This is a genomic window from Nitratireductor sp. OM-1 (assembly GCF_003296175.1).
Lineage (GTDB): Bacteria > Pseudomonadota > Alphaproteobacteria > Rhizobiales > Rhizobiaceae > Nitratireductor > Nitratireductor aquimarinus.
In genome coordinates, this window is record NZ_CP029208.1 from 3,584,922 (window position 1) to 3,604,060 (window position 19,139).

A 19,139-nucleotide genomic window follows, 5' to 3' on the forward strand; every position below is an offset into this window, starting at 1 on the left:
CAGCCCCTACACTATGCGTATTTCAGTGGCGTTAAAGGGGCTAACACCATGCATGGTCGCACAAATCCGGCTTATGTGCGCCTTGCCCCGATGATCTTGCCCGGGTTCATGATGTTGTGCGGATCGATGGCTTCCTTGACCGCGCGCATCACGTCCACCGCGTCGCCCAGCTCCTCTTCGAGGAAGCGCATCTTGCCCTGGCCGATGCCGTGTTCGCCGGTGCAGGTGCCGTCCATGGAGAGGGCCCGCCGGTTGAGACGCGCAACGAAGGCTTCCGCCTGCTCGATCTCCTTCGGATCGTTCATGTCCATCAGAACCAGCACGTGGAAATTGCCATCGCCCACATGGCCGATGACCGTGGCGATCAGGCCCGATTCGGCGATGTCGGCCTCGGTCTCGACAATGCATTCGGCCAGCCGCGAGATCGGCACGCAGACATCGGTGGAAAGCCCCTGCGCACCGGGGCGCAGCGCCACGCAGGCCCAGTAGGCGTTGTGACGCGCCTTCCAGAGCCTGGTGCGCTCCTCGGCAACGCTCGTCCACTGGAACGGCCCGCCGCCGAACTCCTCGGCGATCTCGCCAAAGGTTTCGGCCTGTTCCTTCACGCCTGCATCGGTTCCGTGGAATTCCAGGAACAGGCACGGGCCCTCCGGGTAATCCAGATCGGAATAGGCGTTGATCGCCTTCATGGCGAGGCCGTTGACGAATTCGATGCGCGCCACCGGCACGCCCATCTGGATCGTCATGATGACCGCCTGACAGGCCGATTCCACATCCGGGAACGAGCACACGCCGCCGGATACCGCCTGCGGGATGCCGTAGAGCTTGAGCGTCATCGCCGTGATGATGCCGAGCGTGCCTTCTGAGCCGACCATGAGCCGGGTCAGATCGTAACCGGCAGAGGTCTTGCGGGCGCGGCGCGCCGTGGTGATGAGACGCCCGTCAGGCATCACCGCCTGCACATTCACCACATTGTCGCGCATCGTGCCGTAGCGCACGGCGTTGGTGCCGGAAGCGCGCGTCGAGGCCATGCCGCCAAGGCTGGCATTCGCGCCCGGATCGATGGGGAAGAACAGGCCCGTATCGCGCAGATAATGGTTCAGATCCTCACGCGTCACGCCGGGCTCGACCGTGCAGTCCAGATCCTCTGCGTTGACGGCGATGATGCGGTTCATGTTCATGAGATCGAGTGAAATGCCGCCGGCCGGCGCATTCACATGCCCTTCAAGCGAAGAGCCCGTGCCGAAAGGAATGACCGGTACGCGGTGCTCGGCGCACAGGCGCACCACATCCTGCACCTCTTCCACATTGTTCGGCGCGAACACGCCATCGGGCAATTGCGCGGGAATATAGCTGGTCGAGTGGGCATGCTGCTCACGCACCGAATGTCCCGTCAGCAAACGCTCGCCATAGCGCTCCCCGAGGATCTCAAGAACGCGGGCAATGCCCTCTTCGTTGCGATCCAGCTTTTCCAGTTCCGCCAGCGCCATGCCTGTTCTCCAATTACCTGGTCCAACCCTTCGCGTGGTCCAACACTTGTCCAGCGGGGTGGTTTTCGTTTCTATCCGAATCTGCCGCAATAAAGCACCTTTACAGGCAGTTTGGATCAATTTGGGTGACACAAACGCCGCAGGTCCGAAACAGTCCACAGGCCAGAAATACGGAAGAACAATGCCAGACAACGCGCCCTACACTTCCCGCCTCTTCGAATTGCAGAAAGACTGGATCGATTTCAACGGCCATCTGAACATGGCCTACTACACCGTGCTCTTCGACCGCGCCTATGAGGAAGTGGGGGAGAGCCTGGGCATGGGCGCGCACTATGCGGCAACCCGCAGGCTCACCACCTACACGGCGGAAATCCACCTCTGCTATGTGCGCGAACTGCATCTGAGCGACCGGGTGCGCGGCACCTACCAGCTGCTCGACCATGACGAAAAGCGGCTTCACTCCTATCAGGAGCTGCGCCACGCCGACGAGGGCTGGCTGGCGGCCACCTGCGAAACAATGACGCTTCACATCGACATGTCGGGGCCGAAGGTCACCCCCTTCCCCCGTGATGTGCTTGAGCGGGTCGAAGCGATGCGCACGCTCCACGCGACGCTCGAAACACCCGCCCGCGCCGGCCGGTCAATCGCAATCCGCCGCCGAAAGAGCTAGATCGCCAGCATCCCCTTCGGACGCAAAAAGGCTGATCTAAACTATTGATGGAGCATCGGAATAGCCGAATACCGGATTCCACTTTCCGGTCCGATGCTCTAGGCTCGGGAAAACGGGGCAGGCATGTCGATTCTCAGGCTGATACAGCGGCTTCCGCAAATTCTGCGGACGTGGATTGAACCAAACGTCAGCGCGTTCCTCAACGCGCGCCTGCCGCTTGTCTGGCTTCTGTCGCTGTTTCTGGGGCTCGGCGTCGCCATTGCCGCAATCATCTTCCGCGAGCTGATCGGCGTCTTCCAGCTTTTCTGGCTCGGCACGCGTTCGGAGCGCGTGTTCACCGCCGCCCTGTCGCTCCCCTGGTACTGGATCGTGGCCGGCCCCACCGTGGGCGGGCTTTTCGTCGGCCTGCTGCTCACGCGGCTTGAAGCGCGCCGCACCGGCGCGGTGGCCGACGTGATCGAGGCGCGCGCGCTTTCCGGCCGCAGCAAGCTTTCCTTCCGCGAAGGCATCCTGTCCGCATTCATCACCGCGCTTTCGCTCGGTTCGGGCGCAAGTGCGGGGCGCGAAGGCCCCGTGGTGCATCTGGGCGCAGTGCTTGCCAGCGCCATCGCCTGGCGCGCAAACCTGCCCGAATGGTGCCGGCGCACGCTGCTTGGCGCGGGCGTTGCGAGCGCCATCTCCGCCTCGTTCAACGCCCCCATCGCCGGCGTCCTGTTCGCCCATGAGGTCATCCTCGGACACTACGCCATGCGCTCCTTCGTGCCCATCGTCATCGCCTCGGCGGCGGGTGCGGTTGCCTCGCGCCTCTGGTTCGGCAGTTCGGCTGCCTTTCTGGTGCCCACCCACCAGATCACGTCCTTCTGGGAGTTTCCGGCCTTCGCACTGCTCGGCGTGACCGCCGCCGTGGTCGCAATCCTGTTCCAGTTCTCGCTCTTCGTCTCCGACTATGCGGCGCGCGGCGTGCGCATTCCCTTATGGACGCGCCCCGTGGTTGGTGGGCTCATCGTCGGCGGCATGGCCGTGGTCTTCCCGCAGATCCTCGGCGTCGGTTACGAGATCACCGACATGGCGCTGTGGAACCGCCTGCCGCTCATGACCATGCTGGCGCTCATCGTCGTCAAGACGGCCGCAACTTCCATCACGCTCGCCATGCGGTTTGGCGGCGGCATCTTTTCCCCAGCCCTCTTCCTCGGCGCGCTCACCGGCGGCGCATTCGGCATCATCGCCGCCGCAGCCTTCCCCAACATGGCATCCAGCGAAGGGCTCTACGCCATCCTCGGCATGGGTGCCGTTGCCGGAGCCGTTCTCGGCGCCCCCATCTCCACCACCGTCATCGTGTTCGAACTGACTGGCGGCTACGAACTGTCCATCGCGCTCCTGCTCACCGTTGCGGTGGCGCATGGCATCACCCAGGCCATTCATGGCCATTCCTGGTTCCAGTGGCAGCTGGAGATGCGCGGGCTGTTTCTCGTGGAGGGGCCGCACAAGACGCTCGGCCACATGACCCGCGTGATGGATTTCATGGAGCCATTGCCGGAAGACGAAGAGCCTGTCGCCTTCGACCCGGAAACGGGCGCGCCGGCGCTCAAACCGACCGACACGCTGGAGGCGGCGCTGCGCGCCTTCGACAAGGGCGGCTATGACCGCCTGCCCGTGGTCGATCTGCAGGATCCGGGCCGCGTCATCGCCTTTGCCAGCCATGTGCGGGCGCTGCGTTTCTTCAACCGCGCGCTGGTGGACATCAGCGAGGAAGAACACCGATAGTCCTTTAGTGCCAAAGGCTTAAAGGGATAAGGAGTGGTTAAAGGCTCCGTTAACCATAACGCCAGCGGCCAGATCTTTGCACAAGTTTAACCATGTCGCCCGCTTGAAGCGGCCCCTCCCCGCGCAGACCATCGCCTGAAACCAGTCGATTCGTAGGCGGCGAGAAGCCAGTTGTTGAACGAGGAAGCCAGAGCCCTGTCGGACAGTCTCGCGCATTCGCACGAGATTTCCGATTATGATTTCTGGCGCGCGCTCAAATCCATCGAGGACGAGCTCTACTGGCTGGAGCGCAACCGCAGGCCCATTCCCATCGATCTGATCTATGTGCGCGCCATCGTGCGCACCGCGCGCCAGAAACGCATTTTTCTGGACTTCGATCCCCTGCCCTTCGGCTCATACTGAAGTCAGGTCAGGTTCTCCTTCAGAAACGCAATCGTGCGCTCCCAGGCCAGTTCCGCCGCCGCACTGTCATAGCGGGCTTCGGACGTGTCGTTGTTAAACGCGTGGTTCACCCCTTCATAGACATGGATGGTGAAGGTCTTGCCCGCATCTTCAAGTGCGGCCCGATAGGCGTCGATGCCCGCATTCACGCGCTCATCCAGCCCCGCATAGTGCAGGAGCAACGGCGCTTCGATCCGCGCCACATCTTCCGCCGCCGGCTGCGAGCCGTAATAGGCGACGCCCGCATCCAGTTCGGGATCGGCAACGGCCAGATTGTTCACCAGCGCCCCGCCCCAGCAGAAGCCGATCACGCCCACCTTGCCGGTCGTGGCGTCATGGCCTGCCAGAAAAGCCTGCGTGGCCACCGCATTGCCCACCGTCTGATCGCGATCCAGTTCGCCGAACAGACCGCGCGCCTTGTCCTCGTCCTCCGGCGTGCCGCCCAGCGGTGAGAGGAAGTCCGGGGCAAGCGCCACAAAGCCTTCCAGCGCAACACGCCGCGCCACATCGCGGATATGCGGGTTTAGGCCGCGGTTTTCGTGCACGACGATCACGGCGGGCAGTTTCTCGCCCGCATCCGCAGGCCGCACGAGATAGCCCTTCATCTCGCCGCCCTCCCCCGGATAGGTGATGTCTGCGGCTTCAAGGCGTTCGTCATCGTCTGCGACCATGGCCGCGCGGGCGGAATTTGCCGCCAGAAGGGGCGCGATGGCGGCCGCAGCTGCGCCCGATCCGGCCAGTCGCGTCAGCCTGTTCATGAAGGCGCGGCGGTCGAGGGTCAGATGGGTGTATTCGTCATAGGCGTCGATCATCGCCTGGGTAATCTTCGGCTGATCCTGCATGAATTCACTCCCATTTCGTTGACTGGTTCCCGCCGAAGTCCAAGGTAGGGCCAGCCGGGAAAACGTCCATTCACGCCCGCGTGAACCATTTTGCCTTTCGCAGAGCGCCGGCAATACCTATATAGACTAGAGATTTTGAAGGAGCCGCGCGGCATGTGGTCAATTGGCGAACTGTCGAAACGGGTGGGCGTAAAGGTACCGACCATCCGCTATTACGAGGAAACCGGGCTGATCGAGCCGCCCGAGCGCTCCGCCGGCAACCAGCGCCGCTATGGAAAGCAGGCGATGGAGCGCCTCGCCTTCATCCGCCACGCCCGCGACCTGGGGCTGGGCATCGACGCAATCCGTTCTCTGATCGAACTGAGCGGGCATCCCGAAAAACCCTGCGAAACGGCGGACAGCATTGCCCGCGAGCACCTTACCGAAGTGCGCGAGCGCATTGCCCGCCTGCAAAGGCTGGAGCATGAGCTCCAGCGCATCGTCGACAGTTGCGACAGCGGCTCGGTTTGCGATTGCTATGTGCTGCGGGCGCTATCCGACCATTCACTCTGCGAAAGCGAGCACTGACGACGCTGTTCCCCCGCATTTTGCCGGCTTGGCACCCCCTTGGTTCGTGAGGCGCAAACCGGTACAAATAGAAAACATCCATGGGCTATGCCCCCGAATCACCATAAGCAGGTGCGATGTCCGGCTTTCCTGATGATATTCCGTTCTTTGACGAGGACGAACCCGCCCCGACGCCCCCAGCTGCGCAGAAGCCCTCCGGCATTGCAGCGCGCGCCATGGCTGCGCGCACGGGCGGACCCGACACGCGCTATCTCGATGCGCTCAATCCCGAGCAGCGGCTCGCGGTGGAAACCACCGAAGGCCCGGTTCTGGTGCTTGCGGGCGCGGGCACCGGCAAGACACGCGTTCTGACCACCCGCATCGCGCATATTCTGGCCTCCGGCCGCGCCTATCCCTCACAGATCCTGGCCGTGACCTTCACCAACAAGGCCGCGCGCGAGATGAAAGTGCGTATCGGCACGCTGGTCGGCGAGGCCATCGAGGGCATGCCATGGCTCGGCACCTTCCACTCCATCGGTGTGAAGATCCTGCGCAAGCATGCCGAGCTGGCGGGGCTCAAAAGCTCCTTCACCATTCTCGACACCGACGACCAGATCCGCCTCATCAAGCAGATCATTCAGGCCGAAGGGCTGGACGACAAGCGCTGGCCGCCGCGCCAGTTCGCGCAGATGATCGACGGCTGGAAGAACAAGGGGCTGGCACCAAAGGAAATTCCCGAGGGCGACGCCCGCGCCTTCGCCAATGGCAAGGGCCGTGAACTCTACACCGCCTATCAGAACCGCCTGAAGACGCTCAACGCCGTCGATTTCGGCGATCTCCTTTGCCATCCGATCCGCATTCTGCGCGATCATCCCGATGTGCTTGCGGACTATCACCGCCGGTTCAAATACATTCTGGTGGACGAGTATCAGGACACCAACACCGCCCAGTACATGTGGCTGCGGCTGCTCGCCCAGCGCCCCAAGAGCACGGAACCGGTGAACATCTGCTGCGTCGGTGATGACGACCAGTCGATCTATGGCTGGCGCGGCGCGGAAGTGGACAACATCCTGCGCTTCGAGAAGGATTTCCCCGGCGCTGCCGTGATCCGGCTGGAGCGCAATTACCGTTCCACCAAGCACATTCTGGGCGCTGCCTCGCACCTCATCGCCAACAATGAAGGGCGGCTTGGTAAAACGCTATTCACCGAGCATTCCGACCCCGACGATCCCAAGGTGAAGGTGCATGCCGCCTGGGATTCGGAGGAAGAGGCCCGGGCCGTGGGCGAAGAGATCGAGGCGTTGCAGTCCAAGGGCCACGCGCTCAACGACATCGCCATCCTCGTGCGCGCCTCCTTCCAGATGCGTGAGTTCGAAGACCGCTTCGTCACGCTGGGGCTCAATTACCGCGTCATCGGCGGACCGCGCTTCTATGAGCGCCTCGAGATCCGCGACGCCATGGCCTATTTCCGCATCGTCGCGCAGGCCGCCGACGATCTGGCATTCGAGCGCATCGTCAATGTGCCCAAGCGCGGGCTGGGTGAAGCCAGCGTGCGCCAGATCCACGATGTTTCGCGCATGCGTGAGGCAACGCTCCTGCAGGCCGCACGCGATCTGGTCGGCACCGAGGAGATGAAGCCAAAGCCGCGCGCCTCGCTGCGCACGCTGGTGGAGAACATCGAGCGCTGGCAGAGCATGCTCGACCGGACGCCCCACACGGAACTGGCCGAGATGATCCTCGAGGAATCCGGCTACACGGAAATGTGGAAGAACGACCGTTCGGCCGAAGCGCCGGGACGGCTTGAAAACCTCAAGGAGCTGATCCGCTCCATGGAGGAATATGAGAGCCTGCGCGGTTTTCTGGAGCATGTGGCGCTGGTGATGGACGCCGAGCGCCATGAAGAGCTCGACGCCGTAAGCCTGATGACGCTGCACTCGGCCAAGGGTCTTGAATTCCCGACCGTGTTCCTGCCCGGCTGGGAGGAAGGCCTCTTCCCGCATCAGCGCGCGCTTGACGAAGGCGGCCGCTCGGGCCTCGAGGAAGAGCGGCGGCTGGCCTATGTGGGCCTGACGCGCGCCAAGAAGAACCTGCACCTGTGGTTCGCCTCAAACCGGCGTATCCACGGTCTGTGGCAGTCGACCATTCCTTCACGCTTTCTGGACGAGCTTCCCGAAGCGCATGTGGACGTGGCCGAAGAGAGCAACAGCTATGGCGGGTATTCCGTCGGCCAGCCCGGCCGGCCCAACCCCTATGGCAAATCGCGTTTCGACGACCAGAGCGTGTTCTCCAACAGCTACGCGACGCCAGGCTGGCAGCGCGCCCAGAAGAACCGCACCGACGCAACCGCGCGCAACTGGGGCAATCGCTCCGGCCATCAGGTCGAGCGCATCGGCTATGGCGAGGCGGATTCGGGCTATGGCGCGGGGCGCGGCTCGGTGAAGGGCCGTGTGATCGAAGGCGAGCTGGTCGCCAGATCCGTGTCCGAAAAGCCGTCCACCTTCAAGGTCGGCGACCGCGTGTTCCATATGAAGTTCGGCAATGGCAATGTCTCGGCAATCGAGGGCAACAAGCTCACCATCGATTTCGACAAGGCCGGCCAGAAACGCGTTCTCGAAGGCTTCGTGAAGCCGGCCTAGAGCCGGTCTAGACCCAGCGGCAAAATCGGGAAACGGTTTTCCGTCCAAAATTTCGTAAAAACAGGAACAAGGGGTCAGGTGGAATCACCTGACCCGCAAAATGCGCGGCCCCGACGGGAATCGAGCGTTTCGATTTTCTGGAAGGAGCAAACCCGGGCGGCTGTAAGCGCACTCACCCGGCCCGCAATGTGTGCGCGCTGCTCTAGGCAGCCTTTTGCGGATCGACGTAGACGAACTTGCCGTCTTCATTTTTCTCGCGGGTCAGAATGCCGTTGCGGGCATGGCGGGAGAGCGGGCCTGAAAAGGCGTTCGACTTGTAGCGCGTGCCAAACTGGCTCTGGCAGTGGGCGACGACATCGCCAATCGTGCGCGGCTCGCTGAAGAAATCGCCTTCAAGCAGCTCATTCAGCGCCGCGACGGCGCCCCTGGCGCTGTCGGTGGTCGTCTTCTTGCGTCCGGGACGCGGCGTGTTGCGCACAATGTGCATCATGCCCGGTCCGGCAATGTATCCATCGATACCATTTTCGGACAGGCCGGCAACCTGACCGTCGCGCTGGCCCAGAACAAGCTCCACGACGCGCAATTGCACCGCTTCAGACTCGAACTTGTTCACCGCCTCGGAAAGCTCGGCAAGTTGCTGCTTTAACTTGTCAAAATCCTTGATCATAAAATCCGCCCCGATGCCGCAGCTGCCCAAAACAAGCACGCTGCCTGAACACATATGTCTCTGTCTGTATGAATGAAGTCAAGAGAGAGCCTCTGCGTATACGCTAAAGGCAAACAGGTTTCATTACCGTCTCTACTCTTTTTTACAAGAAACAGTCATTTGCGAAAAAGTACAATGGCAGGTTGCCGTTTTCAGAATTCGTATACTTTTTCCCTCAGCCATCCGTGCTTTCTTGAAAAAGATTTCGGATCACAGCCGCCTGATTGCGCTCACGGTCCCGCGCCGAGAAAAGCAGCGTCACAGGTCCTTTCCGCGCTTTTTCACGCAAGTCTTCGAGAAGATCAGGCTGCGCCTTCAATTCAGCGCAATATCTGTTGCAGAACGTGTCCCAGCGCTCCGGCTGATGCGCAAACCACCGGCGTAGCTCGTGGCTCGGCCCGATCTGAGGCAGCCAGCTTTCAAGCGCAGCGCGCTCCTTGCTGACGCCGCGCGGCCACAGCCGGTCGACGAGGATGCGCGCGCCATCCTCCGGCTCGACAGGATCATAGATCCGCTTGAGACGAATGCCCGCAATCGACATTGCCCGGTCTCCTGCTCATTGGCGATACAATCATCCACACCCGATGATTGAAGATCAAGGACACCATTTCCTAGCCGTGAATGCCTATTGTGTTCCTGCGGGCCAGAAACCCGCGCAATGCCTCCAGGCAAAACACCTCAACCCCGCAGTCCTCCCGTCGCGCTCCCGGCGACGGGAGGTTCCCTCCCCTTCCGATTTTCTGCACAGGCTTGCGACAAGATGGGCTTTGCGTCCGGCAGCGCATTTCGCCTATCATGGGGCATGAAAACAAACGGCTCCAGGCCTTTGGCCAACTGGATCGTGATGGGCGCGGCAGCATTGGTTCTTGCCGCCCTGACCGGTCTTGTCTTTGCCATGTGGCTGGAAAACGGAGCCGACATCTTTCTCGCGCTGGCCCAGTCCGGGCTGGCCTGGTGCATCTGACACCGCCTTTCAGCGCTCTCTTGTTTCCGGGTGAACTTCAATGATGCGATCCATTCTTATCGGCATTCTCGCGGTCATGGCCGTGGGCGTCGGACTTCTTACCTTCCAGTGGTACCAGCAGCAGAATTCCGGCAAGGCCTTCGGCGTGCCGTTCGAACTGGTCGATCAGGATGGCAACACCATCACCGAAGCCGCGTTCAGGGACGGTCCAACCGTCGTCTTTTTCGGCTTCACCCATTGCCCGGAAGTGTGCCCCACCACGCTGTTTGAACTGGATGGCTATCTGGAAGAGCTGGGTGAGGAAGGCGAGGAGATCGAGCCCTATTTCGTTTCCATCGATCCCGAGCGCGACACGCCGGAAGTGATGAAGACCTATCTCTCCAACTTCTCCGACCGCATCACCGGCATCACCGGCGTTCCCGAGAAGGTGGCGGCCATGGCCAAGGGCTTCTCCATCTATGTGCGCAAGGTGGAGCTTGAAGGTGACGACTACACGATGGACCACACCGCATCGATCCTGCTGCTCGACAGCGATGGCGACTTTTTCGGAACGATCGCCTATGAAGAAAATCGTGACACCGCAATCGCCAAGCTGAAGCGTCTGGCGAACGAAACCTGACATCGGAAATCCATGGGCCAGACACGACTTTTCCTGACCGCTCAGCGCGAACAAGCCGAAGCGATCTTTTCTATCCTCGATACCCGTTTTGAAGAGGATGGGCTGCCGATCAGCATCTTCGAACCGGAAGAAGACAGCGGGATCTTCCAGATCTCCGTCTACACGGAAGACGATGTCGACCAGCTCGAAAAGCAGGTTCTCGAATGTCTGGCCGGCATATCGCCCACGCCCGCGCTGGAGCGTGAGACGGTGCCGGACATCGACTGGGTCGGCCATTCGCTTGAAGGGCTGCAGCCCGTCCGTGTCGGGCGCTTTCTGGTTCACGGCAGCCACGACCGGCATCTGCAGCGCATCGGCGACATCGCCATCGAGATCGATGCGGGCCTCGCCTTCGGAACCGGACATCATGGCACCACTGCCGGCTGCCTTGAAGCGATTGCCGATGTCCTGAAATGCGAGCAGCCGCGCAATGCGCTGGATCTGGGCACCGGCAGCGCCGTTCTGGCGATTGCCGTGGCCAAGGCCGCGCGCATCCCGGTTCTGGCAACCGACATCGATGACATCGCCACGCAGGTCGCCCGCGCCAATGTCCAGCTCAACGGCGTGACCAGCCTGGTCGACACGCAGACGGCGCCGGGCTTTCACCACGCCATCTTTGCCCAGCAGAAACCCTTCGACCTGATCGTGGCAAACATTCTGGCCCGGCCGCTGATGGGCCTTGCACCGGCCATGGCCCGGCATCTTACGCCGGGCGGCTCGATTATCCTGTCAGGCATTCTCGAGCGTCAGCGCCGCGCCGTCATCGCGGCCTACAGCGTTCAGGGCTTCCGGCACATTCGCACGCAGGCGCGTGAGGGCTGGGTCACCATTCACATGAAGCGCTAGGGTCAGGAAAGCGGAACCCGGCACCGCCCGGGTTCCCTGTCAGCCCAGGGCGCGACGCCTGTCTTCCCCTTCGGGCACATCCGTCGCATAGCCGTTTCGGCCGGAGCGCTTGGCGTCGTAAAGGGCGGCATCGGCGCGCGTGAGCGCTTCAAAAAGCCCCTCGCTTCCCACCGGACTCCACTCGGCAATGCCGATGCTGACCGACAGCGGAATGCGGCTCTTGCCGGCAAGGAACGGTGTCGTGGAGATCTGCTTCACCAGCATATCGGCAATCTGCGCTGCATCGCGCATATCCGTCGCCGGCAGTATGGCGCAGAACTCATCACCGCTCACACGGGCCAGAATGTCCTTGCGGTGCAGACCATTGCTCAGAATGCCGGCGATATGCACGAGGCAGGCATCCCCGGCATGATGGCCGAATGTGTCGTTGATCTGCTTGAAGGAATCGACGTCCAGCATCATCACCGAAACGCACTCCCCCTGCTCACGCCCCCTTCTCTCGACCCGCCGTGCGCGGTTGCGCAGCCCACGGCGGTTGGGCAAATCCGTCAGGTCATCGCGGCTCGCGAGATCAGCAAGCGCGGAGCTCAACCGGTCGATGGTCATCAGCAGGAAACCGAGATTGAGAACACTCGTTCCCAGAATGTTTGCCACCAGCAGCCATGGCGCAAACGCATAGTATCCCGCATCGGACAGAGAACCGGCAATCCGGGCAAGATTGGCCGCAATCTCCAGAATCTGACCGGAAAGCGCAATGCCGGCAGCAAAGGTCGCCACCGTAGCGCCGAGCCGGACGGGCCGTCTTGTCGCGAGCATGAGCAGCAGCAGTGATGTCGGCAGCGCCTGAAGCAGCGCGAAAACGACATTCTGCACGGCCCGGTCAGGCCCTGCCAATTCCGCCAGAACCGCACAGACGACCGCATAGGCGGCTAGAAGTCTCCAGCGCGCGCGGCCGTCATAGAACACGGCCACGCCCTGAAGGATCGTCGCGAAGCCGCATCCGATGAAGACCATGCCGGCCACCGTGGCAACACCGACCGCTCCATTCGCATCGACTGTGAGAAGAAGCCCGCCAATGCTGGTTCCGACCAGCGCTGCCAGCCAATACCGCGCGGCAGCGATCTCCCGGTAAACGAAGGCAACGGAGGTCCAGACCACGATCAGCCCGAGGGAGTTCAGCAGAATGATGATGTAGAGGGTCTGGAAATCAAGTTGCATGGTTCAGGCCAACGATGGTCATGAAGCTTCGCGCCGGAAAACAATAAACCCGGCAGATAGCCGCCTTCCTTACATGGAAGGGGAAAGAACACTTCTAACATGCCGGCGAAATTCTCAAGGATACTTAACAAAAAACAAAAACCCCGAAAGCAGAGCTTCCGGGGTTTCGGTCAAACGCTGTTTCCAGCGGATCAGAACATGTGCGAGACGCTACGGCTGCGCTTCAGCTCTTCACGGTTGTAGCCGTGAGCACGCAGGGTCTCGTCGTCAAGCATCAGAAGCGCGCCGTTGACATAGCTCCGGACCTGCTTCTGACGAGCTTCGATCAGCGCGTCGAATGCGCCGCGGAAAAAGCCACGCTTATTGGCCATCTGAGTTCTCCTAAAAATCCTGCGAAGGATGTTCCCTCGCCCGTGGCCCAGTAGATAGGCCTGTCTTTCCGCCACAACCAGCGCAGTTTGCGCATGGCTACCATCTCATTTTGCATTGCACACTTGAAATTGTGCAGCGCAACATAGCGTCTCGCGGGAAACCCGTTCCGCTTTCTTCGGCCATGCTGTAGGTTCGGGCCGATTTCGAAGAAGCGACAGGGTTCCATGTTTCAGTCTTTTGATGTCACCGCCGATCCCAGCCAGGGCATATCCCGCGTTGAACGGCTCCGCGAAGCGCTCCTGAAGGCCAATCTGGACGGCTATCTCATTCCCAGGGCGGACGAGCATCAGGGCGAGTATGTCGCCCCCTCCTCGGAGCGGCTTGCCTGGCTCACCGGCTTCACCGGGTCTGCCGGCGCTGCCCTTGTCATGAAGGACCGCGCCATTCTCTTTGTCGATGGCCGCTACACGCTTCAGGCAGCGGAACAGACCGATCCATCCACCTTCACCGTGGAAAGCCTGATCGAGAATCCGCCCAAGGCGTGGATCGGCCAGAACGCGCCGAAGGGCGCGCGCATCGGCTTCGATCCCTGGCTTCACACGATTGCCGAACTGCGCGCGCTGCGAAAGGCGGCTGCGGCGCGCGGCGTCGAGATGGTGCCGGTCGATGACAATCTGGTGGACAGTATCTGGGATGATCGCCCCGCCCCGCCGCTTGGACCGGCGCGCATCCAGCCGAAGGAATACGCAGGCGAACTGGCGAGCGCCAAGCTCGAACGGATGGCGGAGACCGTGCGCGAAGGCGGCGCGGACTGCACCGTTCTGACAGATCCGTCATCACTCGCCTGGGCGTTCAACATTCGCGGTCAGGACGTGCCGCACACCCCGCTCGCGCTCGGCTTCGCGCTGATCCCCGGCGAAGGGCGTCCGATCCTGTTCATCGACAAGCGAAAGCTCGACCGGGAGACCGAAGCCTATCTGACGCAGCTTGCCGATCTGAAAGCGCCCTCCACGCTTGACGACGTGCTGGCAGAGCGCGCCGAGGGCGGCAACGCAATCGGCCTCGACCCGGTGCTGGTCGCCGAGCGGTTGCGGCAGGTTGCCGAACAGGCCGGCGGAAGCATTGTCGATCTGGGCGATCCCGCCCGCCTGCCCCGCGCCATCAAGAACGCGACGGAGCTTGAGGGCGCGCGCGCGGCGCACCGCCGCGATGGCGTCGCCATGGTGCGTTTCCTGAGCTGGCTGGACCGGCAGAACCCCGGCACGGTCGACGAGATCAGCGCCGTGCGCAAGCTGGAGGAAAGCCGGGCGGATACCGGGCAGGAATTGCAGATGCCGCTGCGCGACATCTCGTTCGACACGATTTCCGGCGCCGGCCCCAATGGCGCGATCATCCATTATCGCGTGACCACGAAAACCAACCGCACGCTTGGCCAGAACGAGCTCTATCTGGTCGATTCCGGCGCGCAATACGAAGACGGCACCACCGACATTACCCGCACGGTGATTTCCGGCACGCCAAACGATGAAATGCGCGAGCGCTACACGCGGGTTCTCAAGGGGCTGATCGCGCTCACCACCGTGCGCTTTCCCAAAGGCACGCGCGGCATGGATCTCGATCCCTTCGCGCGGCACGCCCTCTGGCAGGCCGGGCTCGACTATGCCCACGGCACCGGCCACGGCGTCGGCTCCTATCTTGCCGTTCACGAAGGGCCGCAACGGGTCGCCAAAACCGGTTCGCAGGCGCTGGAAGCCGGCATGATCCTCTCCAACGAGCCCGGCTATTACAAACCGGGCGGCTATGGCATTCGTCTGGAGAATTTGATCGTCGTCGAGCCTGCCACCGCCATCGAAGGCGGCGAAATCGACATGCACGGTTTCGAAACGCTCACCCTGTGCCCGTTCGACCGCCGTTTGATCGACACCGCCCTGCTCTCAACGCAGGAGCGCGCCTGGCTCGATGCATATCATGCGCAGGTGCGCGACACGCTCTCGCCCCTGCTCGATGGAGAAGCGCTTGGCTGGCTGGAGAAAGTGACCGCCCCGCTCGATTGAGCGGGTTCGGTTCGGGCATCTAACCAAGCAGGTGGCGGAGCAGAATCAGCACCGCCGCCGATGACAGAAACATCGGCATCATGCCGCCCGTCACCAGCGAAACGGCGATGCCGGTCACAAGGGCCGCCGTTTCGGCCACGCCGCCATTCATGGCCGCCGGCGCGACCAGCGTGGTCAAAACCGCTGCGGGAACCGCATTGAGGCCCGCCTCCACACGCGGATGAATGCGCTCGAAGCGCGACAGCACCACATGGCCGCCAACGCGTGTCAAAAAGGTCAGGAGCGCGCCTGCCAGAATGATCCAGACTGTCGTGCTCATGACTTCTCCTTCCCTGCCCGCGTGCCCGGCGCCACGGCGGCGGCAAGCGCCACACCGGCAATGGCTCCGATCGAAACATGCCAGGGCGAGCCGACCGTGCGATACGCGATCACCGAGACAACGGCGCTCATCAGCACCACCGGCAGCCAGAAAGACCGCTTGCGAAAACTCATGACGAGGCCGAGGAAATAGATCGGCAGAAGGAAGTCGATGCCCAGCGCCTGCGGATCAGGCACCAGATTTCCAAACAGCGCGCCAACCCAGCCTTCCGCCACCCAGCACAGATAGAGCGGCAGTGCGGAGCCCATATACCAGCCGAAGGTGATCTTGCCATGTGTCTCGCCACGGCGCTCGGCTTCCGCAAAGACCGGATCGGCCAGCAGGAAGAACCCCATCAGACGCTGCACCGGCCCCCAATGCGCAATGCGCCTGCCCGTGGTGGCCGAATAGAGCACATGCCGGAAATTGACGGCGAAGATGGACAGGACGATGAGCCATGGCGCAACCTTCTGGCCGAACAGGTCGATGCCGACCATCTGGCTCGCGCCCGCAAAGATCGTCGCGCTCATCAGCACGACTTCGAACGTGGTGAAACCGTTTTCGACGGCCAGCGCCCCGAAAAGAAGGCCGAACGGCATCGCCGCGACGACCACAGGCACGCTGTCGCGCAACCCGTCCACAAATTCGCGCGAAGGCGCATCTTCTCTGGCAATCTCGACTGACATCAAACCCTCAAAAGCGCGACCCTAGGTCAGCAGTGCTGACCAGTCACGTAAATTCCTTTGAACCACGAATCAGTGAATACCGAAGCTGACCTGACGCATCTTGCTTTCAATGGGTCAGAGCGTTGCTGGAGCTGTCCGGATGCTCAGGCATGGATCCTCGGGTCAAGCCCGAGGATGACGACGGGGGATGGTGTCCAGTCCAGTTCGAATATGGTTGCGTACAAGCGTCAAAACACACTCGTCATCCTCGGGCTTGACCCGGGGATCCATGCCAGAACGCCACGACCGCATAATCACCCAGCCAAAGAAGGCCATCGGCACGGTGCGCCTCAAACAGTGCACCACCGACGGCGCGCTGTTTGAGGTGCATCCTGCTTTCAAGGGGGGAGAGCGTTTCTGGAGCTGTCCGGGATGCCCGGGCATGGATCCTCGGGTCAGGCCCGAGGATGACGACGGGGGATGGTGTCCAGTACAGTTCGAATACGGTTGCGTACAAGCGTCAAAACACACTCGTCATCCTCGGGCTTGACCCGAGGATCCATGCCAGAACGCCACGACCGCATAATCACCCAGCCAAAGACGGCCAGCGGCACGGTGCACTTCAAACAGTGCACCAGCGACGGCGCGCTGTTTGAAGCGCATCGTGCTTTCAATGGGTTAGAGCGTCCGTTGTGCGTCCGAACAGACGCATGGCGCTCTAACCTCCGACGCGCTCGAACCACGCGTCTTCGTCGATCACCTCGATGTCGAATTCAGCCGCCTTCTTGAGCTTGGAGCCTGCGCCGGGGCCGGCCACCACCAGATCCGTCTTCTTGGAGACGGAGCCGGCCACCTTCGCGCCCAGCCGTTCGGCCATGGCCTTCGCCTCATCGCGCGACATGCGTTCGAGGCTGCCGGTAAAAACGATTGTCTGGCCGGCCACGGGCGAATCGGCTGCCGGGCGCTCGGCTTCCTTCACGGTCACTTCGCCTGCCAGACGCTCGACCAGTTCCCGGTTGTGCTCCTCGCCGAAATACTGCGCGATGGAAGCGATCACCGCATCGCCGATATCGTCAAGCGCGTCCATTTCCTCACGCGCCTGCGCGTCGCCATTGGCCACCGCCAGCGCGGCGTCGTGAAACTCCTGCCAGCTGCCATAGGCGCGCGCCAGGGTCTTGGCCGTCTGCTCGCCCACATGGCGAATGCCAAGCGCATAGACCATGCGCTCCAGCGTGATCGTGCGGCGCTGCTCAATGGCCTCGAACAGCTTGACGGCGGAGGTCGCGCCCCAGCCTTCCTTGTCCTTCAGCTTCTTGAAGCTTTCGGCGTCGCGCGCAGCCAGCGTGAAGATGTCGCCCGGCGCTTTCACCGGCAGGTCGGGATCGTTGAAGAAGAATTCGATCTGCTTCTCGCCAAGCCCGTCAATGTCGAAGGCGCGGCGCGAAACGAAGTGCCGCAGATGCTCCACGCGCTGGAACGGGCAGGCAAACTCGCCCGAACAGCGGCGCACCACACCCTCAACGCCAGAGCCGATGCCCTCGCGCACCACCGGCGTCTTGAGATCGCAGGGGCAGACCGTGGGAAACGCGAATGGCACGGCGTCTTTGGGACGCTTCTCCTCGATGAAGCCGAGGATCTGCGGGATCACATCGCCGGCGCGCTGAACCGTCACCGTGTCGCCGACCATCACGCCCAGCCGCTCGATCTCCTCGGCATTGTGGAGCGTCGCATTGGTCACCACCACACCGCCGACCGTGACCGGCTCCAGCCGCGCAACCGGCGTCAGCGCGCCCGTGCGCCCCACCTGAATGTCGATGCCATGCAGGATCGTCGTCGCCTTCTCGGCCGGGAATTTGTGGGCAATCGCCCAGCGCGGGCTGCGCGAGACGAAGCCGAGCCGCCGTTGCAGTTCAAGATCGTCCACCTTGTAGACCACGCCGTCGATGTCATAGGGCAGCATAGCGCGCTCTTCCTCGATCTTGCGATACTGCGCGATAAGCGCTTCGGCACTCTCGCAGCGCTTCATCAGATCGTTGACGCGGAACCCGTATTCCTCGAGCGCTTCCACCATGCCCGTCTGCGTGCCGGACGGCATTTCCGACACCTCGCCCCATGCATAGGCGAAGAATTTCAGCGGCCGCGCGGCGGTGACGGAGGAATCGAGCTGGCGCAGCGAACCGGCAGCCGTGTTGCGCGGGTTCACATAGGTCTGCTTGCCCGCCTCTTCCTGGCGCTTGTTCAGCGCGAAGAAGTCGGCATGGGTCATATAGACCTCGCCGCGCACCTCGATCACCTCGGGCGGATTGCCTGCAAGCACGCTCGGGATGTCAGCCACCACACGCGCATTGGCCGTCACGTTCTCGCCCTCCTGCCCGTCGCCACGGGTGGCGGCGGAGATCAGGCGACCGTTTTCATAGCGCAGCGACAGCGACAGGCCGTCGATCTTGGGTTCGGCGGTCATCACCACCGGCGCGTCGGCGGCAAGCTTCAGATAGCGGCGGATGCGCGCCACGAAGTCGATCACGTCCTCGTCGGAAAAGGCATTGTCGAGCGACAGCATGGGCACTTTGTGCCGGACCTTCTCGAACTTCCCGGAGACAGGCGCACCAACCCGCCGCGAAGGCGAATCGTCCCGCACCAGAGCCGGAAAATGCTGCTCGATGGCCAGGTTGCGCCGCCGCAGCGCGTCATAGTCAGCATCCGAAATCGCCGGAGCGTCTTCAGCGTGATAGAGCCGGTCATGCTTGGCGATCTCAAGGGCGAGCGCCTCGAGTTCTTCACTGGCTTGGGCTTCCGTCAGCGTGTCAACGGCGGGCTTGGCTTTGGGCATGACAATGGATCCGACTGTGTGAAACGGCGCGCAGTGTAAAACATTCGCGCCCGATAGGGGCAGCGGTCTTTTTAAGCGC

General features: G+C 62.3%; 18 protein-coding genes. 9 read left to right on the forward strand and 9 right to left on the reverse strand.

All coding sequences use genetic code 11. The features are described 5' to 3' along the window. Positions 1-71: 71 nt before the first annotated feature. On the reverse strand, positions 72-1,490 hold the full coding sequence (locus DEJ54_RS17110) for an FAD-binding oxidoreductase (protein WP_113155616.1): 1,419 nt from the start codon (positions 1,488-1,490) through the stop codon (positions 72-74). 181 nt (positions 1,491-1,671) lie between these two features. On the opposite strand from DEJ54_RS17110, the gene DEJ54_RS17115 reads away from it, so the two are divergent. The 3 genes from DEJ54_RS17115 (at position 1,672) to DEJ54_RS17125 (ending at position 4,326) form a co-directional block, all read left to right on the forward strand. Beyond that, the gene (locus DEJ54_RS17115) at positions 1,672-2,160 is read left to right on the forward strand and encodes a thioesterase family protein (protein ID WP_113155617.1); all 489 of its coding nucleotides are present in this window, start codon (positions 1,672-1,674) and stop codon (positions 2,158-2,160) included. A gap of 123 nt (positions 2,161-2,283) precedes the next feature. After that, entirely contained in the window at positions 2,284-3,924 is a 1,641-nt protein-coding gene (locus DEJ54_RS17120) for a chloride channel protein (RefSeq protein ID WP_113155618.1), read from the forward strand. Between the two features lie 171 nt (positions 3,925-4,095). Next, positions 4,096-4,326 carry a hypothetical protein gene (locus DEJ54_RS17125; protein WP_245447613.1) on the forward strand — a complete coding sequence of 77 codons (231 nt, stop codon included), beginning with the start codon at positions 4,096-4,098 and terminating at the stop codon, positions 4,324-4,326. 2 nt (positions 4,327-4,328) lie between these two features. Here the strand turns inward: DEJ54_RS17125 and DEJ54_RS17130 are convergent, their stop codons facing one another. Next, entirely contained in the window at positions 4,329-5,207 is an 879-nt protein-coding gene (locus DEJ54_RS17130; protein WP_113155620.1) for a dienelactone hydrolase family protein, read from the reverse strand. Positions 5,208-5,360: 153 nt separating this feature from the next. Between DEJ54_RS17130 and DEJ54_RS17135 the strand changes: the two genes are divergently transcribed. After that, positions 5,361-5,774, forward strand: coding sequence for a helix-turn-helix domain-containing protein (locus DEJ54_RS17135; protein WP_113155621.1), 414 nt, complete (start codon positions 5,361-5,363; stop codon positions 5,772-5,774). A 116-nt stretch (positions 5,775-5,890) separates the two neighbouring features. Continuing rightward, positions 5,891-8,389 carry an ATP-dependent helicase gene (locus tag DEJ54_RS17140; RefSeq protein WP_113155622.1) on the forward strand — a complete coding sequence of 833 codons (2,499 nt, stop codon included), beginning with the start codon at positions 5,891-5,893 and terminating at the stop codon, positions 8,387-8,389. Between the two features lie 202 nt (positions 8,390-8,591). Here DEJ54_RS17140 and DEJ54_RS17145 read toward each other — a convergent pair whose 3' ends face one another. Then, the gene (locus DEJ54_RS17145; RefSeq protein WP_113155623.1) at positions 8,592-9,056 is read right to left on the reverse strand and encodes a hypothetical protein; all 465 of its coding nucleotides are present in this window, start codon (positions 9,054-9,056) and stop codon (positions 8,592-8,594) included. Positions 9,057-9,270: 214 nt separating this feature from the next. Further along, entirely contained in the window at positions 9,271-9,636 is a 366-nt protein-coding gene (locus DEJ54_RS17150; RefSeq protein ID WP_113155624.1) for a DUF488 domain-containing protein, read from the reverse strand. Between the two features lie 261 nt (positions 9,637-9,897). Here DEJ54_RS17150 and DEJ54_RS23260 point away from each other — a divergent pair, with 261 nt between their 5' ends. The 3 genes from DEJ54_RS23260 to DEJ54_RS17160 are packed head-to-tail and all read left to right on the forward strand — an operon-like array spanning position 9,898 to position 11,563. Continuing rightward, positions 9,898-10,059, forward strand: a complete 162-nt coding sequence (locus DEJ54_RS23260) for a hypothetical protein (protein ID WP_162742180.1) — start codon at positions 9,898-9,900, stop codon at positions 10,057-10,059. A 40-nt stretch (positions 10,060-10,099) separates the two neighbouring features. Beyond that, complete coding sequence (locus DEJ54_RS17155) at positions 10,100-10,678, forward strand: SCO family protein (protein WP_113155625.1); 579 nt, start codon at positions 10,100-10,102, stop codon at positions 10,676-10,678. A gap of 12 nt (positions 10,679-10,690) precedes the next feature. Next, positions 10,691-11,563, forward strand: coding sequence for a 50S ribosomal protein L11 methyltransferase (locus DEJ54_RS17160; protein ID WP_113155626.1), 873 nt, complete (start codon positions 10,691-10,693; stop codon positions 11,561-11,563). Between the two features lie 39 nt (positions 11,564-11,602). Here the strand turns inward: DEJ54_RS17160 and DEJ54_RS17165 are convergent, their stop codons facing one another. Next, a complete protein-coding gene (locus DEJ54_RS17165) occupies positions 11,603-12,781 on the reverse strand; it encodes a diguanylate cyclase (RefSeq protein WP_113155627.1) in 1,179 nt (392 codons plus the stop codon). A 191-nt stretch (positions 12,782-12,972) separates the two neighbouring features. Further along, positions 12,973-13,152: a hypothetical protein gene (locus DEJ54_RS17170; protein WP_113155628.1), complete on the reverse strand. Its 180-nt coding sequence runs from the start codon at positions 13,150-13,152 to the stop codon at positions 12,973-12,975. A gap of 225 nt (positions 13,153-13,377) precedes the next feature. Here DEJ54_RS17170 and DEJ54_RS17175 point away from each other — a divergent pair, with 225 nt between their 5' ends. Continuing rightward, positions 13,378-15,207: an aminopeptidase P family protein gene (locus DEJ54_RS17175; protein ID WP_113155629.1), complete on the forward strand. Its 1,830-nt coding sequence runs from the start codon at positions 13,378-13,380 to the stop codon at positions 15,205-15,207. A gap of 19 nt (positions 15,208-15,226) precedes the next feature. Here the strand turns inward: DEJ54_RS17175 and DEJ54_RS17180 are convergent, their stop codons facing one another. From DEJ54_RS17180 to ligA, 3 genes are all read right to left on the reverse strand, one after another. Further along, a complete protein-coding gene (locus DEJ54_RS17180; RefSeq protein WP_113155630.1) occupies positions 15,227-15,526 on the reverse strand; it encodes an AzlD family protein in 300 nt (99 codons plus the stop codon). Beyond that, a complete protein-coding gene (locus DEJ54_RS17185) occupies positions 15,523-16,251 on the reverse strand; it encodes an AzlC family ABC transporter permease (RefSeq protein WP_113155631.1) in 729 nt (242 codons plus the stop codon). Before DEJ54_RS17185 ends, DEJ54_RS17180 begins: the two co-directional genes overlap by 4 nt. A 697-nt stretch (positions 16,252-16,948) precedes the next feature. Next, positions 16,949-19,060 (reverse strand): NAD-dependent DNA ligase LigA, encoded by a 2,112-nt coding sequence (ligA, locus tag DEJ54_RS17190; protein WP_113155632.1) that lies wholly within the window; start codon positions 19,058-19,060, stop codon positions 16,949-16,951. Positions 19,061-19,139: the final 79 nt, after the last annotated feature.

Excerpts from the sequence above, each read along its gene's own strand:
- DEJ54_RS23260 (WP_162742180.1), top strand. The coding sequence starts at position 9,898 with ATGAAAACAAACGGCTCCAGGCCTTTGGCCAACTGGATCGTGATGGGC.
- DEJ54_RS17155 (WP_113155625.1), top strand. The coding sequence starts at position 10,100 with ATGATGCGATCCATTCTTATCGGCATTCTCGCGGTCATGGCCGTGGGC.
- DEJ54_RS17160 (WP_113155626.1), top strand. The coding sequence starts at position 10,691 with ATGGGCCAGACACGACTTTTCCTGACCGCTCAGCGCGAACAAGCCGAA.
- DEJ54_RS17170 (WP_113155628.1), bottom strand. The coding sequence starts at position 13,152 with ATGGCCAATAAGCGTGGCTTTTTCCGCGGCGCATTCGACGCGCTGATC.
- DEJ54_RS17150 (WP_113155624.1), bottom strand. The coding sequence starts at position 9,636 with ATGTCGATTGCGGGCATTCGTCTCAAGCGGATCTATGATCCTGTCGAG.
- DEJ54_RS17135 (WP_113155621.1), top strand. The coding sequence starts at position 5,361 with ATGTGGTCAATTGGCGAACTGTCGAAACGGGTGGGCGTAAAGGTACCG.
- DEJ54_RS17185 (WP_113155631.1), bottom strand. The coding sequence starts at position 16,251 with ATGTCAGTCGAGATTGCCAGAGAAGATGCGCCTTCGCGCGAATTTGTG.
- DEJ54_RS17115 (WP_113155617.1), top strand. The coding sequence starts at position 1,672 with ATGCCAGACAACGCGCCCTACACTTCCCGCCTCTTCGAATTGCAGAAA.
- DEJ54_RS17180 (WP_113155630.1), bottom strand. The coding sequence starts at position 15,526 with ATGAGCACGACAGTCTGGATCATTCTGGCAGGCGCGCTCCTGACCTTT.
- DEJ54_RS17145 (WP_113155623.1), bottom strand. The coding sequence starts at position 9,056 with ATGATCAAGGATTTTGACAAGTTAAAGCAGCAACTTGCCGAGCTTTCC.
- DEJ54_RS17175 (WP_113155629.1), top strand. The coding sequence starts at position 13,378 with ATGTTTCAGTCTTTTGATGTCACCGCCGATCCCAGCCAGGGCATATCC.
- DEJ54_RS17120 (WP_113155618.1), top strand. The coding sequence starts at position 2,284 with ATGTCGATTCTCAGGCTGATACAGCGGCTTCCGCAAATTCTGCGGACG.
- DEJ54_RS17140 (WP_113155622.1), top strand. The coding sequence starts at position 5,891 with ATGTCCGGCTTTCCTGATGATATTCCGTTCTTTGACGAGGACGAACCC.
- DEJ54_RS17110 (WP_113155616.1), bottom strand. The coding sequence starts at position 1,490 with ATGGCGCTGGCGGAACTGGAAAAGCTGGATCGCAACGAAGAGGGCATT.
- ligA (WP_113155632.1), bottom strand. The coding sequence starts at position 19,060 with ATGCCCAAAGCCAAGCCCGCCGTTGACACGCTGACGGAAGCCCAAGCC.
- DEJ54_RS17165 (WP_113155627.1), bottom strand. The coding sequence starts at position 12,781 with ATGCAACTTGATTTCCAGACCCTCTACATCATCATTCTGCTGAACTCC.
- DEJ54_RS17130 (WP_113155620.1), bottom strand. The coding sequence starts at position 5,207 with ATGCAGGATCAGCCGAAGATTACCCAGGCGATGATCGACGCCTATGAC.